Here is a 13,597-nt window from a genome sequence, read left to right on the forward strand (position 1 = left end):
TTCATCGGTTTTTCAGCGCGCCCGGATCAGACTCCAGCAGCACCAGACTGCTGAGATCCGGCTGGTTTTGCTGACGCAGATAATCTTCAAAGGAGATGCGCGGATGGTTGCTCTCCCAGTCTGATTGCAGCTTGCCGAGCAGATCAGTGGTTTTCGAGGTGTGCACCGGCGTGGTGGTGTCTGACTCCAGCCATCCCTTCACATATTTTTGGATATGTGTGGAAGTACTGGCGCGCTGATCCACCGACGCACTCACCAGAGCACCCTTCTGATACTGAATATTGGTGGTGCTCTCGGCCTTGTCATCAATCTGATAATACAGATAATTCTGCGAGTTTCTGTCGGTCGTCAGGTTGAGCTGTAAACCTGACGTCAGCGCTTTGTGGTAGCTGGCGACCAGATGTGACTGCTGCTTCTGCGAGATATGCCGATCCTGCGTGCCGGTACCGGTAATGCTGCTCGACTGCGACACCTGATAAGAGAAGGTGTCCACCTCGTCCGGGCGCATCGGGTTGGTTTTATCCACCGGCGTCTGCGAGACAGAGGCCGTGAAATCTGCCAGACCGGATACCATGTTTTTATCGGTCCGGGTCAGCGAGAAATACACCGGTTCTCTGGCGCTGCTTTTATGCGTGGTCGCGCTCTCGCCATAATTCGAATTCAGCGCCGTAAACGCATCCCTGAACATGGTCATCAGCGCATCGTCCGCGTTACCCCGGCTTCCCGCATTGTCGAACTGTTTCAGATACTGGTTCAGCGCCTGCGTCTGCTGATTTTCCGTACCCAACAGGGCGCGCTTGCTCATGTCCACGCTGATATTCACGGTGCCGTCGATCCCGGTGGATTTCACCGAGCGGGTACTGGCGTCAGCGTGAAAATCCAGCGTCCGGGTATTTTCAGTGCCCAGACTGGCGTGCAAATCCACCGACGTCAGCACCGAGGTATCAAACTTTGTCAGCCCGCTCAGATCGAGCTTCGGCGGCTGCGCCGTCAGGCCATCAATCGCTTTCTGAAAACCTTCCGCCATGTTCGCCAGCGCCTTGCGGTCGGCATCGCTCAGCGTGCCTTTACTGACATTCACCTGCACACCCAGCCCGTCATCATCACTGCCGAGCGTGATCTCCACCAGCGCGCCGCTGGCGGTTTTGATACTCAGGCTGATCTGGTTGTCGGCTTTAGTGTGGAGTTGGGTTTGGGGGGCGACGTTACCCGCAGAACTGGCGGACTGAGCGGAAGTCTGCTTCATCACCGATTGCGAATAACTGCCGCTGTCGGTGGTAAAGCGTTCAAGCAGGGCGGCACCGAGCCCGGAAAAACGCGCCGCATTACCGGCGTTGCTGAAATTCGAGGCGAGCTTTGAAGACATCAGGTCGCTGGAAGAACGTTCCCAGACCAGTGCCGGTTTGGTGATGTTGTAGACCGGCGACGTGGCATCGGTCTGGCCGATGATTACCGCGGCGGATTGCGCCGTTGTCGCTTGCTGCTGACTGGCCGCCGGAGACACCGTGGCCGTCGTTTTGGTGGCGGTAAGCAGCGTATTAAGCGCCTGATTACCTGTCGCAGAGATAACTGTCATCCTGATGAGTCCCTATGTTTTTGCGTCATAGCGCCAGTGGATACCTTGATCCTTCTGATGTTATTTTCGGCAAAAACACAGGAAACTTTAAGGAGTTGTAAAAACTTATTTCCTGCGCATTACAGGTTATTCCAGCGGGCCGCCCAGAATGGTTTCGCACATGCCGGAGAGAATGCGCTCGCCGGTTTCGGTTTTCAGATCTTCGTACCATTGTTCGGTGACGGCCATCTCTTTGCCGTGGGTCACGTCGCAGCGTTTGCGGGCTTTGAGCACCAGATCTTTCACGCGGTACGCGCGTTTTTCCTGATAACGCAGCAGCGCATCTTCAATGCCTAACGAATTGGTTTGCAACATATTCGCCAGTACCACGGCGTCTTCCATCGCTGCGCAACCGCCCTGCCCGATATCCGGCGTGGTGCTGTGGCCGGAATCGCCGAGCAGCGCAATTCGCCCTTTCACCAGTTGCATAAACGGGTCGATGTCGTGGATTTCGACGCGGTTAGTCGTCTGCGGGTCAATCTGGCGGATCAGCTTCTGCACCGGCTCCGCCCAGCCTGTAAAATAGCCCTGCAAATCGTCGCGTACGGTGGTGCGATCCTGCGGTAAACCTTTCGGCAGTGGCACGTCAAAGAAGAAGTAGAAACGGTTGCCGCTCACCGGCATCAGGGAAACGCGTTTGCCTTCGCCGACAAACGTCGTCCACTGATCGGCAGGCGCGATGCTTTCGTCGATTTCCACCAGACCGTTCCAGTTGACGTAACCGGCGTAGCGGCGCTCTGTGGTGTAGCCCAAAACATGCTGGCGGATAATGGAATGGGTGCCGTCGGCGGCGATCAGTAAATCGCCGGTGGCAGATGTGCCGTCATCAAACCAGGCGGTGACGCTGTCGGCGGATTCCTCAACGTGCGTCACGCGCTTGCCAAACTGCACCCGATCGCGGCCATACGTGTCGAGCAACATCGCCTGAAGTTCCGCGCGTGCCACCGGATAAGGCTGCTCGCCAACGCTCTGAATCAGCGGATCCATACTGAATCGCGTCATGGTCTGGCCTTGCTGATATTCTTTGTAGGCCATAAAACGCATGTTACCGCCAAGCTCGCGCAGCGCGTCTTTCATGCCGAGATAGTTCAGGCACTTTACGCCGTTGGGCCAGATGGAAATCGCCGCGCCGACCGGTTTGATCTCTTTCACCGCCTCAAAGACCGCCGTCTCGATCCCAAAACGCTTCAGCGCAATCGCCGCACATGCACCGCCAATACCGCCACCAATCACGATCGCTTTCATATTTTTCTCCTTGAAGTCTCACAAGGAAAAAGCAATTTCTGTACCAGAAAGACAATTTGCCGCTGAAGCCTTGTATACAATCTTAAGTGAAATCAGAAACTGCCGGAGTGCGGGAGTGATGCCCTAAAACAAGGCGTCCTTTTGGAGCAGGAGGCACGAAACCGCCGCGCAATGAGCCAGTCTGGTGCGGCGACGTGAAGGTTGATACTCTCCCCGGTATTCAAATTTCAAATACCACAACCATAAGTAGTGATGAAATGAATCGCTATCCAATGTTCAGCCCGCAGCAGTTACTCAGTTTTGTCGCCGTGTGTGAAACCGGCAGTTTTACCCGCGCCGCCGACCGCGTTCATTTGTCGCAATCGACGGTCAGCCAGCAAATCCGCCGCCTGGAAGAAGCGTTAGCGAAACCGCTGCTGGAACGCACTTCCCATCAGGTTCAGCTCACCGAAGAGGGCGAACGTCTGCTCGGCTATGCCCGGCGGATCATCGCGCTCAACGGTGAAGCACACGATGCGCTGAGCGACCAGTGGCCGGACGGCGTGGTGCGACTCGGCGTACCGGAAGATTTTGCGGCAGCGACCACCTCCCTGCTGGCGCAGTTTTGCCGCGCCCATCCGCATATCCGCCTCGACGTCACCAGCGGCCTGAGCCACGAACTGCGCCGCGCCTGGCAGCAGGACATGCTGGACATCATTCTGGTGAAACAGCTGACCGGCGAAAAAGCCAATGCCTCACGCCCCGAGCCGATGCTGTGGCTCGACAGCGCCGAGTATCCGGCATTTGAGCGCAATCCGGTGCCGCTGGTGCTGTTTCCGCTCAATGCGCTGTATCGTGAAGAACTGTGTCAGGCGCTGGATGCCCTCGGGCGCAGCTGGCGCATCAGTTACAGCAGCGCCAGCCTCGCCGCGCTGGTGGCCGCCAGCGCCGCCGGACTGGGCGTCACCTTATTGCCCGCCAGTTGCCGCCTGCCGGCGCACCGGGTTTTGGGCACCGAAAGCGGATTACCGCAAGTGGATAACGTCGAACTGGCGCTGTTTTACCGCCCCGATGCCACGCCTGCGCAAATCGCACTGGCCGGAAAATTAAAGGATTTTTGTCAGCTCAGTTAGCCATTAGGTTTCCCACTGGCTGGCAGTGGGAAAAATCGCAGCCGGAACCGGCGATATCTTTTAGGGTGAAAGGAAAGCAGAATCCTCCCGCATCATGATTAAGGAATTCGACGTGCAAAATCCTCAGCAACAAAGCCGCAGACACTTTCTCTCTCATAGCGCCAAAATCACCGCGACCGGCGCACTGCTGACCGCAGGCATGGCCTCCGGAATCGCATCAGCAGCGCCGTTTAAAGCAGGCGCGATGGATGAAAAATGTGACGATGCCAGCCAGATCAACGCGATTACTGCGCCGCACTATCAGCTGCGCAATGTGCGGCTGGAAGAGGGTTTTGAGCGCGAAGGCGAGACAGTCATTGCCACCAAAACCGGCCTGTACAATCTGGACATCAACAACGGCAAAATCGTGGCGATCCAGCCTGCAAAAGAGGCACCGGCCAGCACCTTACCTGCCTTTGATGCGCGGGGATTACTTCTGCTGCCCGCCACGCGCGACATGCATATTCACCTCGACAAGACCTTCTACGGCGGCAAGTGGGAAGCGCCGCGCCCGCGTAAAGGCAAGACCATCATGGACATGATTGCCCGCGAACAGGTGCTTATCCCGCAACTGTTGCCGACCTCGGTGGAACACGCAGAGGCGATCATCGGCCTGCTGCATTCCAAAGGCACCACCGTGGCGCGCAGCCACTGTAATATCGACCCGGTGAGCGGCCTGAAAAGCCTCGAGCATCTGAAAATCGCACTGGAAAAACATCAGCAGGATTTCAGTTGTGAAATTGTGGCATTTCCGCAGCACGGTTTACTGCACTCAAAAGTCGACGGGCTGATGCGCGAAGCGATGCAAATGGGCGTGCAGTACGTCGGCGGGCTGGACCCGACGAATGTAGACGGCGCGATGGAAAAATCCCTCGATGCGATGTTCCAGATTGCACTGGATACAAACAAAGGCGTGGATATTCATCTGCATGAAACCACGCCAGCCGGGATTGCGGCGGTGAAATACATGATTCAGACCGTGGAGAAAAACCCGCAACTGAAAGGCAAAGTGACGCTCAGCCACGGTTTCGCGCTGGCGATGATGCAGGGTGCGGAACTGGAGGGCGTGATCGCCGGGCTTTCCGGGCAGCAGTTCACCGTCGCTTCCACCATTCCGCTCGGCAAACTGAACATGCCGCTGCCGCAGCTCAGCCAGAACGGCGTATTCGTGATGACCGGCACCGACAGCGTGATCGACCACTGGTCGCCGTTCGGCACCGGCAGCATGCTGGAAAAAGCCAGCCTGTACGCCCAGCTCTACGGCAACTCCGACGAATTCGGCCTGACGCGCTCCCTCGCCATCGCCACCGGCAACGTCCTGCCGCTCGACGACAGCGGCAACCGCCAGTGGCCCGCGGTGAACGATAACGCCGAAATGATCCTGGTCGACGCCAGCTGCTCCGCCGAAGCGGTAGCCAGAGTGTCCGAGGTGAAAGCGACGTTCCATCAGGGCAGATTAGTGTTTGGTGCGGTGGGGAAAGTTTGAAGGATGAAAGATTCCTGAATGCCGGACAACAAAAAGCCCCTTTCGGGGCTTTTTTCATTTCTGACATGGATGCCCGAAGGCAGGTATCAGAACGGGATATCGTCGTCGAAATCCATTGGCGGTTCGTTGTTCTGTGCTGGCGCGTTGTTTTGCGCAGCCGGACGAGCCTGCTGGCCGCCGCTGAACTGGTTGCCGCCTTGTGGCTGCTGAGGCTGACCCCAACCGCCTTGCTGACCGCCTGACTGGCCGCCTGCTGCCTGGCCGCCGCCTGCTGGTGCGCCGCCGCCGGTACGGCCGCCGAGCATCTGCATGGTGCCGCCCACGTTAACGACAACTTCGGTGGTGTATTTTTCAACGCCAGCCTGATCGGTCCATTTACGGGTTTGCAGTGCACCTTCGATGTAAACCTGAGAACCTTTCTTCAGGTATTCACCGGCAACTTCCGCCAGTTTGCCGAACAACACCACGCGGTGCCATTCGGTTTTTTCTTTCTGTTCGCCGGTGGCTTTGTCACGCCAGCTTTCGGAGGTCGCCAGTGTCATGTTGGCCACTGCGCCGCCGTTTGGCATGTAGCGGATTTCCGGATCTTGTCCGAGATTACCGACGAGTATTACTTTGTTTACGCCTCTGCTGGCCATGTGGATTCTCCTGATGATGTATGTCGTGGTTGAAACCACAATCCGAGGTGTGGAAGGTCACACTTTGCAGCATTATAACCATAAAACGATACCTTCGTACCATGGATGTCTGAGGATGCGGCATTCTTTCCAGATTGTTCAGCAAACGTTCCGCTGTTACATCGAGTACTGGATATACATTCAGGTTTCGGGGTGGCATAGACTGTGATTTGTGTCATAATTGCGCGTTACGTTCTTCTCTGTGCCTGACTCGCTGACCGGCGCGATGCTCCATTTTCCGCAGGTCACCGGCACGGTGAGCTATCACGTTAATCCGGGAATGATGAATGGATAAGATCGAAGTTCGGGGCGCACGTACCCATAATCTCAAGAATATCAACCTGATTATCCCGCGCGACAAACTGATTGTTGTCACCGGCTTATCGGGTTCAGGCAAGTCCTCTCTGGCGTTTGATACGCTTTACGCCGAAGGCCAGCGTCGTTACGTTGAGTCGCTGTCAGCCTATGCTCGTCAATTTTTATCCTTAATGGAAAAACCGGACGTCGACCACATTGAAGGTCTGTCTCCGGCGATTTCGATTGAGCAAAAATCCACATCGCATAACCCGCGTTCTACCGTCGGGACCATCACGGAAATTCACGATTATCTGCGTCTGCTGTTTGCCCGCGTGGGTGAGCCGCGCTGCCCGGATCATAATGTGACGCTGTCAGCACAGACCGTCAGCCAGATGGTGGATAACGTCCTCGCACAGCCGGAAGGTCAGCGCCTGATGTTGCTCGCCACGATCATTAAAGATCGCAAAGGCGAGCACACTAAAACGCTGGAAAACCTGGCGTCGCAGGGTTACATCCGTGCGCGTATCGATGGCGAGGTCTGCGATCTGTCCGATCCGCCGAAGCTGGAATTGCAGAAAAAGCACACCATTGAAGTCGTGGTTGACCGTTTCAAAGTCCGTGAGGATTTACAGCAGCGTCTGGCGGAATCGTTTGAAACCGCGCTTGAGCTTTCCGGCGGTACCGCCGTGGTCGCCGACATGGATGACCCGAAAGCGGAAGAAATGCTGTTCTCGGCGAACTTTGCCTGCCCGATCTGTGGCTACAGCATGAGCGAGCTCGAACCGCGCATGTTCTCGTTCAACAACCCGGCCGGTGCCTGCCAGACCTGTGACGGCCTGGGCGTTCAGCAGTTCTTCGATCCGGACCGCGTGGTGCAAAACCCTGAGCTTTCACTGGCAGGCGGCGCCATCCGTGGCTGGGATCGCCGTAACTTCTATTACTTCCAGATGCTGCGCTCTCTCGGCGAGCATTATGATTTTGATGTGGAAGCGCCGTACAACGACCTGAGCAGCGATGTGCAACACGCCATCCTGCATGGTTCCGGCAAAACGACCATTGAATTCAAATACATTAACGATCGCGGTGATACGTCGATTCGTCGCCATCCGTTTGAAGGCGTGCTGCACAACATGGAGCGCCGTTATAAAGAAACGGAATCCAGCGCGGTGCGTGAAGAGCTGTCGAAATACATCAGCAACCGTTCGTGCGCATCCTGTAAAGGCACCCGCCTGCGGGAAGAAGCACGTAACGTGTTTGTGGAAGAAACGACCTTGCCGCAAATCTCTGATTTCAGCATCGGTCATGCGATGGATTTCTTCCGCAATATGAAACTCAGCGGCCAGCGTGCGCAGATCGCCGAGAAAGTGCTGAAAGAGATTGGCGATCGCCTGAAATTCCTGGTGAACGTCGGCCTGAATTACCTTTCGCTGTCCCGTTCTGCGGAAACGTTGTCCGGCGGTGAAGCTCAGCGTATTCGTCTGGCGAGCCAGATCGGCGCCGGTCTGGTGGGCGTGATGTATGTGCTGGATGAGCCTTCTATTGGCCTGCATCAGCGCGACAACGAACGTCTGCTGGAAACCCTGATCCACCTGCGCGATCTCGGGAATACCGTGATTGTGGTAGAGCATGATGAAGACGCGATCCGCGCCGCCGACCATATCATTGATATCGGTCCGGGTGCGGGTGTCCACGGCGGCCGCGTTGTCGCCGAGGGGACAGCCGAGGACATCATGGCGCAGGAAGATTCCCTGACCGGTCAGTTCCTCAGCGGTAAACGCGAAATCTCCGTACCGGCGCAGCGCGTGCCGGCGGACGCCGCCAAAGTGCTGAAACTTTCCGGTGCCAAAGGCAACAACCTGAAAGATGTGACGCTGACGCTGCCGGTAGGCCTGTTTACCTGCATCACCGGCGTCTCCGGCTCGGGTAAATCGACGCTTATCAACGACACGCTGTTCCCGCTGGCACAGCGCGAACTGAACGGCGCAACGCTTGCTGAAGCCGCGCCTTACCGTGAAATTGAAGGCCTGGGGCATTTCGATAAAGTCATCGATATCGACCAGAGCCCGATTGGCCGTACGCCACGCTCGAACCCGGCGACGTACACCGGCATCTTTACGCCGGTTCGTGAACTGTTTGCCGGTGTGCCGGAATCACGTTCGCGCGGCTATACGCCGGGGCGTTTCAGTTTCAACGTGAAAGGCGGCCGCTGCGAAGCCTGTCAGGGCGACGGCGTGATCAAAGTGGAGATGCACTTCCTGCCGGACATCTATGTACCCTGCGATCAGTGCCGTGGTAAACGCTATAACCGCGAAACGCTGGAAGTGAAATACAAAGGCAAGAGCATCCACGAAGTGCTGGAAATGACCATCGAAGAAGCCCGTGAATTCTTTGATGCCGTGCCTGCCCTTGCGCGTAAATTGCAGACGCTGATCGACGTCGGTCTGACTTATATCTGCCTCGGCCAGTCAGCGACCACGCTGTCCGGCGGTGAAGCGCAGCGTGTCAAACTGGCGCGTGAGCTCTCAAAACGCGGCACAGGTCAGACGTTGTATATTCTCGATGAACCGACCACCGGCCTGCACTTTGCTGATATTCAGCAGTTGCTGGAAGTGCTGCATCAGTTGCGCGATCAGGGCAATACCATCGTGGTGATTGAGCACAATCTGGACGTGATTAAAACCGCAGACTGGATTGTCGATCTCGGGCCGGAAGGCGGTGCAGGCGGCGGTCAGATTCTGGTGGCGGGTACGCCGGAAACCGTGGCGGAATGCAAAGAATCGCATACCGCCCGCTTCCTGAAACCGTTGCTGGAACGCCACAGCCAGCAGGCGAAGAAAAGCGCTTAACGTCAACTAACGCCTCCCCCTCACAGGGAGGCGTTACTCCTGAAACCCTACTTAAATATCTTCTGTACAAACTCCGCATAGGCCGGACGCCAGACGTCCATTTCGTGGCCGAGATTCGGGTATTCGTGGTAATCAAATTTAATCTTTTTCTCCTCCAGTTCGGATTTCAGCCCGGCGATGTCTTTGCCTGTCACCACGTCTTTTTCACCGACCACAACCGTGAAGTTTTTCAGCTGTGCGTTGATTTTTTCCGGTTCGGCGAAGCGTTTCGCCACGTTTTCATTCGGCACCGTGGTGGTGCTCACACCGCTGAAGGTCGCCAGCCAGCCGAACTGATCCAGGTGCGTCATGCCGCTGACCAGGGTCTGATAACCGCCTTGCGAAAGACCGGCCAGAGCGCGCCCGGCGGCGTCATCGCGGACGCGGAAGGTTTTGGCAATCAGCGGGATAATGTCGCCGGTCAGCTCTTTATCTGCTGCCGCTGCGTTACGCGGATAAAACTCTTTGCGGCGATCTTTGGTGACGTAATCTTCCGGCACCACCCCTTTGGCGTCGGTTTCGGTATCCGGAATGACCACTAACATCGGCGCGATTTTTTTCTCCGCCAGCAGGTTATCCATGATTTGCGGGATACGCCCCTGATCCAGCGCCGAACGGCCAGTATCACCAAAGCCGTGGTAGAAATAGAGCACCGGCAGCGGCTGTGACGCATCGGTGTAGCCCGGCGGCGTCCAGACGGCGACCTGACGTTCGGAATTGAGCGCGGCGGAATGATAGGTCAGCGTACGGACTTCGCCGTGCGGCACGTTTTTCACATCCAGAATGCTGCCCGGCACCAGGATCAGGCTGGTATTGACCTGACGCTGCGGTTTCGGCATTGCGCTGCCGGGATCGGCAATACGCAGGCCATCGACGTTGAAGAAATACTCATAGAGATCAGGTTTTTGCGCCTCCGACGTCCAGCTCCACACACCTTTGTCGTCTTTGCTCATCTGATGCGGAATATACGTGACCGGCGTTGAACCGGTTACCACGTCCACATGCTGCGCCGTCGGGGCATACAGGCGGTAAGTGATAGTGCGATCGGGGTTCACGGCGCTGATGTAGGTTTTCGCCGGCGCGGCCGGGTCAGGATCCTGTGGCAAACTCTGCGCGAACGCAGTCAGGGGAAGCGGCGCACTGAGCGCCAGTATCAAAAGCGTGGCAAGATTCAGCCGGTTACGGGTCATCATCCTTTCCTTCTGGGTTGGTGTGAGCAAGCGGACAACCTGTCCTGAAGTAACTCACTGTTTTTGCACAACTCTCAGAGTAGGTTATTTTTACCGCACACGAGCGTGACCTGGGTCACTGTTCCGAAGATGCGTTCAGCGCATGAAGTTGCGGCAGCACACTCAGCCGCTGACAGGCGAAATCCCAGAATGTCCGCACTTTGCGCGGCATCTGCTGTACCTGCTGCGCCACCAGTTGTACCGGCAACGGCAGCGGTTCGAAATCGGTTAACAGCCGCACCATGTTGCCCGCCAGCACATCATCCCTCACCTGATACGACAATAGCCGGGCAATCCCCTGACCGCTGCGCACCGCCAGCAGCTGCGACTCGACGTCGTTGAGCAGCAAACGCGGCGAAAGCCGGACGCGCAGTTCATCCTCGTGCGGCCCGAAACGCCATTCGCGCAGTGGCGTCCGCAGGGTGCCCATGACGGTCTGATGCCCGGCCAGTTCCGACGGATGCTGCGGTTCGCCATGCTGCGCCAGATACGCCGGGCTGGCGACCAGCACGCGGGTGACTTCAGCGACTTTGCGCGCCACTTTGCCGGAATCGTCCTGATGGCCGATGCGTACCGCCAGGTCTAATCCTTCGTCGATCAGATCGAGATTACGGTCGTTGAGCATCATTTCGATCTGCATGTCCGGGTTCTGCGCCAGAAATTCCATCACCAGCGGCGCGACGTGTTTGCGGCCAAACTGCACCGGCGCGGTGATGCGCAGCAGGCCGCTGAGCTGAGTTTCAGCGGTGTCCTGCACGGCGTCCTGATACTGGCTGAGCAGCAGCCTCGCCTTTTCTGCCAGCCGTGCGCCCGCCTCGGTCGGTGCCAGGCTGCGCGTGGTGCGCTCCACCAGCCTCGCGCCGAAGCGGTGTTCCAGCGAGGCAATGGCGCGGGTGATCGCCGGAGGTGAACGGTGAAGTTTACGGGCGGCTTCCGCCAGGCTGCCATACTGAAGAACGGCGACAAAAATCGCCATTTCGTCTAAACGATCCATAGATTCTTCCACAAAGTGAAACACTCAATTTCAATCTTCGTGGATCTCATTCATTTAATGCAAGAGTAATCTGGACTCACTGCCACAGAGGAGACACCTATGCCCGCCATTCAACTTTACAGCACCGCGCTTTCCGGCCACTGCCACCGCGTGAGGTTGTTGCTGACTATGCTCAATCTGCCGTTTGCGGCCACTGAAGCCGGTGCCGACGTGCGCCAGACCGAAGAATTTGCCCGGCTGAATCCGCTTCGACAAATCCCCGTTCTGACCGACGGCGAAGTGGTGCTCACCGACAGCAATGCGATTCTGGTGTATCTGGTGAAACGTTACGCGCCGGACAGTCACTGGCTGCCGGAAGATCCGCTGAAAGCCGCAGAAGTGCAGAAATGGTTATCCCATGCCGCCGGTGAAGTGCGTTACGGCCCGGCGTCGGCCCGGATGGTGAAGCAGTTTTCCGCGCCGGAAGTGTATGAAAGCGCGCTGAAAGTGACGGCGAAATTCCTGCCGCAGCTGGAAGATCATCTGCAACATCGTGAGTTTCTGGCGACAGATCGCGCCACCATCGCCGATCTGGCCTGTTACAGCTATGTGGCGACGGCACCGGAAGGCGGCGTTTCATTGGCCGGTTACCCGGCGATCCAGCGCTGGCTGCAACGGGTGGAAAGCCTGCCCGGCTTTACGCCGCTGCCCGCCCTGCCGCTGCCTGTCCAGGCGGAGTAAACGCCATGAAAAGCCCGTTCCATACCGGCGAACTTCAGGCGCAGCAGCTGGCCGGTTTTGACGTCGTCGCGCATGGGATCCGCGAGGCAATGCCGGAGCAGCACCAGCTGTTTTTCGCGGCGCTGCCTTATCTGTTTATCTCGACGCTGGATGACAACGGCTGGCCGGTGGCGACGCTGCTGAGCGGACCGGCCGGTTTTATCCGCACGCCGGATAACGGACATTTGCGGGTGAATGCGCCGCGACGCACGGACGATCCGGCGCTGGCGGCATTACAGCCTGGAAAACAGATCGGCGCGCTGGGGATCGACTTTTCCAACCGGCGGCGCAATCGGGTGAACGGCAGGATCGGGCGCATGGATAAAAATCGGATCGAGATCCTGGTCGATCAGAGTTTTGGTAACTGCCCGCAGTATATTCAGATCCGCACGCTGACCGATGTGCCGGTCACTCTGCCGCTGCCCGCACGGGAAGAGATGACGCAAGCGGATGCCGACGCCCGCGCGCTGATAGCGCGTTCTGATACCTTTTTCATCGCCAGCCACGGGCACGACGGCGCGGATGTCTCGCACCGCGGCGGTCAGCCGGGATTTGCGCATCTGGTGGGTAACCGGCTGTGGGTGCCGGATTTTCGGGGTAACAAGTACATGAACACGCTGGGAAATTTACTGGCCGAACCCCGCGCCGCGCTGCTGTTTATGGATTTCGATAACGGCGATATTTTGCATGTTCAGGGCACCACGCAGATCCACTGGCAGCCGCAGGAGATCCCCGGCCCGGCGGGCGCAGAACGCTACTGGACGCTGGATATTACCCGTTTGTGGCGTTTTCGCGCCGCGTTGCCCTGGCGCGCTCACGCGGTGGAGTACGCGCCCACCACGCTGAAAAGCGGGTTATGGCCCGCCGATGCACCCTGAAGTCAGATGCCTAATTCGTGGCGAACGGCTTCCGGCAAACCGGAGACGACCAGCTGGTAGGAGCCGTCAATCAGATAATAGAATTGCGAATCCGGCAGCGAACCGTCGAGATAGACCGTGTTCCAGTGGGATTTATTGAGATGATCGCCCGGCACGATTTCCGGGTGCCGGGTGCGCAGTTGTTCGGCCAGTTCCGGGCTGGTTTTCAGCGAAATCGCTTCGCGCCCGTCAACTTCACACACCATGGCAAACATCGCCTCGCCCACTTTTACCTGATTTGCACCGCGCTGATTTTCGACGCTTTGTTCTGCACCGGGCTTTGCCATGCAGTATGTCAGCAGTTCCGAACTGGTCATGTTTAGGTGTCTCCTTGTAACGTGA

General features: G+C 57.5%; 11 protein-coding genes. 5 read left to right on the forward strand and 6 right to left on the reverse strand.

Annotated features, from left to right (window positions below; genetic code table 11):
• Nucleotide 1: 1 nt before the first annotated feature.
• Together ACO0U8_RS09160 and hpxO are read right to left on the reverse strand one after the other, a co-directional pair.
• The gene (locus ACO0U8_RS09160; RefSeq protein ID WP_421670637.1) at nt 2-1,576 is read right to left on the reverse strand and encodes a hypothetical protein; all 1,575 of its coding nucleotides are present in this window, start codon (nt 1,574-1,576) and stop codon (nt 2-4) included.
• 126 nt (nt 1,577-1,702) lie between these two features.
• The gene (gene hpxO, locus ACO0U8_RS09165) at nt 1,703-2,860 is read right to left on the reverse strand and encodes an FAD-dependent urate hydroxylase HpxO (RefSeq protein ID WP_421670638.1); all 1,158 of its coding nucleotides are present in this window, start codon (nt 2,858-2,860) and stop codon (nt 1,703-1,705) included.
• Nucleotides 2,861-3,117: 257 nt separating this feature from the next.
• Here hpxO and ACO0U8_RS09170 point away from each other — a divergent pair, with 257 nt between their 5' ends.
• Nucleotides 3,118-3,972, forward strand: a complete 855-nt coding sequence (locus ACO0U8_RS09170; RefSeq protein WP_056776103.1) for a LysR family transcriptional regulator — start codon at nt 3,118-3,120, stop codon at nt 3,970-3,972.
• A 94-nt stretch (nt 3,973-4,066) separates the two neighbouring features.
• Entirely contained in the window at nt 4,067-5,497 is a 1,431-nt protein-coding gene (locus ACO0U8_RS09175) for an amidohydrolase family protein (protein WP_421670639.1), read from the forward strand.
• A gap of 86 nt (nt 5,498-5,583) precedes the next feature.
• On the opposite strand, the gene ACO0U8_RS09180 is transcribed toward ACO0U8_RS09175, so the two are convergent.
• Nucleotides 5,584-6,135, reverse strand: a complete 552-nt coding sequence (locus ACO0U8_RS09180) for a single-stranded DNA-binding protein (RefSeq protein WP_056776099.1) — start codon at nt 6,133-6,135, stop codon at nt 5,584-5,586.
• 326 nt (nt 6,136-6,461) lie between these two features.
• On the opposite strand from ACO0U8_RS09180, the gene uvrA reads away from it, so the two are divergent.
• Complete coding sequence (gene uvrA / locus ACO0U8_RS09185) at nt 6,462-9,317, forward strand: excinuclease ABC subunit UvrA (protein WP_183848333.1); 2,856 nt, start codon at nt 6,462-6,464, stop codon at nt 9,315-9,317.
• 47 nt (nt 9,318-9,364) lie between these two features.
• On the opposite strand, the gene ACO0U8_RS09190 is transcribed toward uvrA, so the two are convergent.
• On the reverse strand, nt 9,365-10,546 hold the full coding sequence (locus ACO0U8_RS09190; protein ID WP_421670694.1) for an alpha/beta hydrolase-fold protein: 1,182 nt from the start codon (nt 10,544-10,546) through the stop codon (nt 9,365-9,367).
• 115 nt (nt 10,547-10,661) lie between these two features.
• On the reverse strand, nt 10,662-11,579 hold the full coding sequence (locus ACO0U8_RS09195) for a LysR family transcriptional regulator (protein WP_056776092.1): 918 nt from the start codon (nt 11,577-11,579) through the stop codon (nt 10,662-10,664).
• A 99-nt stretch (nt 11,580-11,678) separates the two neighbouring features.
• On the opposite strand from ACO0U8_RS09195, the gene ACO0U8_RS09200 reads away from it, so the two are divergent.
• The gene (locus ACO0U8_RS09200) at nt 11,679-12,299 is read left to right on the forward strand and encodes a glutathione S-transferase (RefSeq protein ID WP_421670640.1); all 621 of its coding nucleotides are present in this window, start codon (nt 11,679-11,681) and stop codon (nt 12,297-12,299) included.
• Between the two features lie 5 nt (nt 12,300-12,304).
• Nucleotides 12,305-13,216, forward strand: coding sequence for a pyridoxamine 5'-phosphate oxidase family protein (locus ACO0U8_RS09205; RefSeq protein ID WP_421670641.1), 912 nt, complete (start codon nt 12,305-12,307; stop codon nt 13,214-13,216).
• Nucleotides 13,217-13,218: 2 nt separating this feature from the next.
• Here the strand turns inward: ACO0U8_RS09205 and ACO0U8_RS09210 are convergent, their stop codons facing one another.
• The gene (locus ACO0U8_RS09210) at nt 13,219-13,572 is read right to left on the reverse strand and encodes an MmcQ/YjbR family DNA-binding protein (RefSeq protein ID WP_056776086.1); all 354 of its coding nucleotides are present in this window, start codon (nt 13,570-13,572) and stop codon (nt 13,219-13,221) included.
• Nucleotides 13,573-13,597 lie beyond the last annotated feature (25 nt).

The organism is Rahnella sp. EDr1-12, assembly GCF_049206505.1.
GTDB lineage: Bacteria > Pseudomonadota > Gammaproteobacteria > Enterobacterales > Enterobacteriaceae > Rahnella > Rahnella rivi.

What these genes read in the sequence shown, in the direction of transcription:
- ACO0U8_RS09160 (WP_421670637.1), bottom strand. Translation starts at nt 1,576, where the DNA reads ATGACAGTTATCTCTGCGACAGGTAATCAGGCGCTTAATACGCTGCTT.
- hpxO (WP_421670638.1), bottom strand. Translation starts at nt 2,860, where the DNA reads ATGAAAGCGATCGTGATTGGTGGCGGTATTGGCGGTGCATGTGCGGCG.
- ACO0U8_RS09170 (WP_056776103.1), top strand. Translation starts at nt 3,118, where the DNA reads ATGAATCGCTATCCAATGTTCAGCCCGCAGCAGTTACTCAGTTTTGTC.
- ACO0U8_RS09175 (WP_421670639.1), top strand. Translation starts at nt 4,067, where the DNA reads ATGATTAAGGAATTCGACGTGCAAAATCCTCAGCAACAAAGCCGCAGA.
- ACO0U8_RS09180 (WP_056776099.1), bottom strand. Translation starts at nt 6,135, where the DNA reads ATGGCCAGCAGAGGCGTAAACAAAGTAATACTCGTCGGTAATCTCGGA.
- uvrA (WP_183848333.1), top strand. Translation starts at nt 6,462, where the DNA reads ATGGATAAGATCGAAGTTCGGGGCGCACGTACCCATAATCTCAAGAAT.
- ACO0U8_RS09190 (WP_421670694.1), bottom strand. Translation starts at nt 10,546, where the DNA reads ATGACCCGTAACCGGCTGAATCTTGCCACGCTTTTGATACTGGCGCTC.
- ACO0U8_RS09195 (WP_056776092.1), bottom strand. Translation starts at nt 11,579, where the DNA reads ATGGATCGTTTAGACGAAATGGCGATTTTTGTCGCCGTTCTTCAGTAT.
- ACO0U8_RS09200 (WP_421670640.1), top strand. Translation starts at nt 11,679, where the DNA reads ATGCCCGCCATTCAACTTTACAGCACCGCGCTTTCCGGCCACTGCCAC.
- ACO0U8_RS09205 (WP_421670641.1), top strand. Translation starts at nt 12,305, where the DNA reads ATGAAAAGCCCGTTCCATACCGGCGAACTTCAGGCGCAGCAGCTGGCC.
- ACO0U8_RS09210 (WP_056776086.1), bottom strand. Translation starts at nt 13,572, where the DNA reads ATGACCAGTTCGGAACTGCTGACATACTGCATGGCAAAGCCCGGTGCA.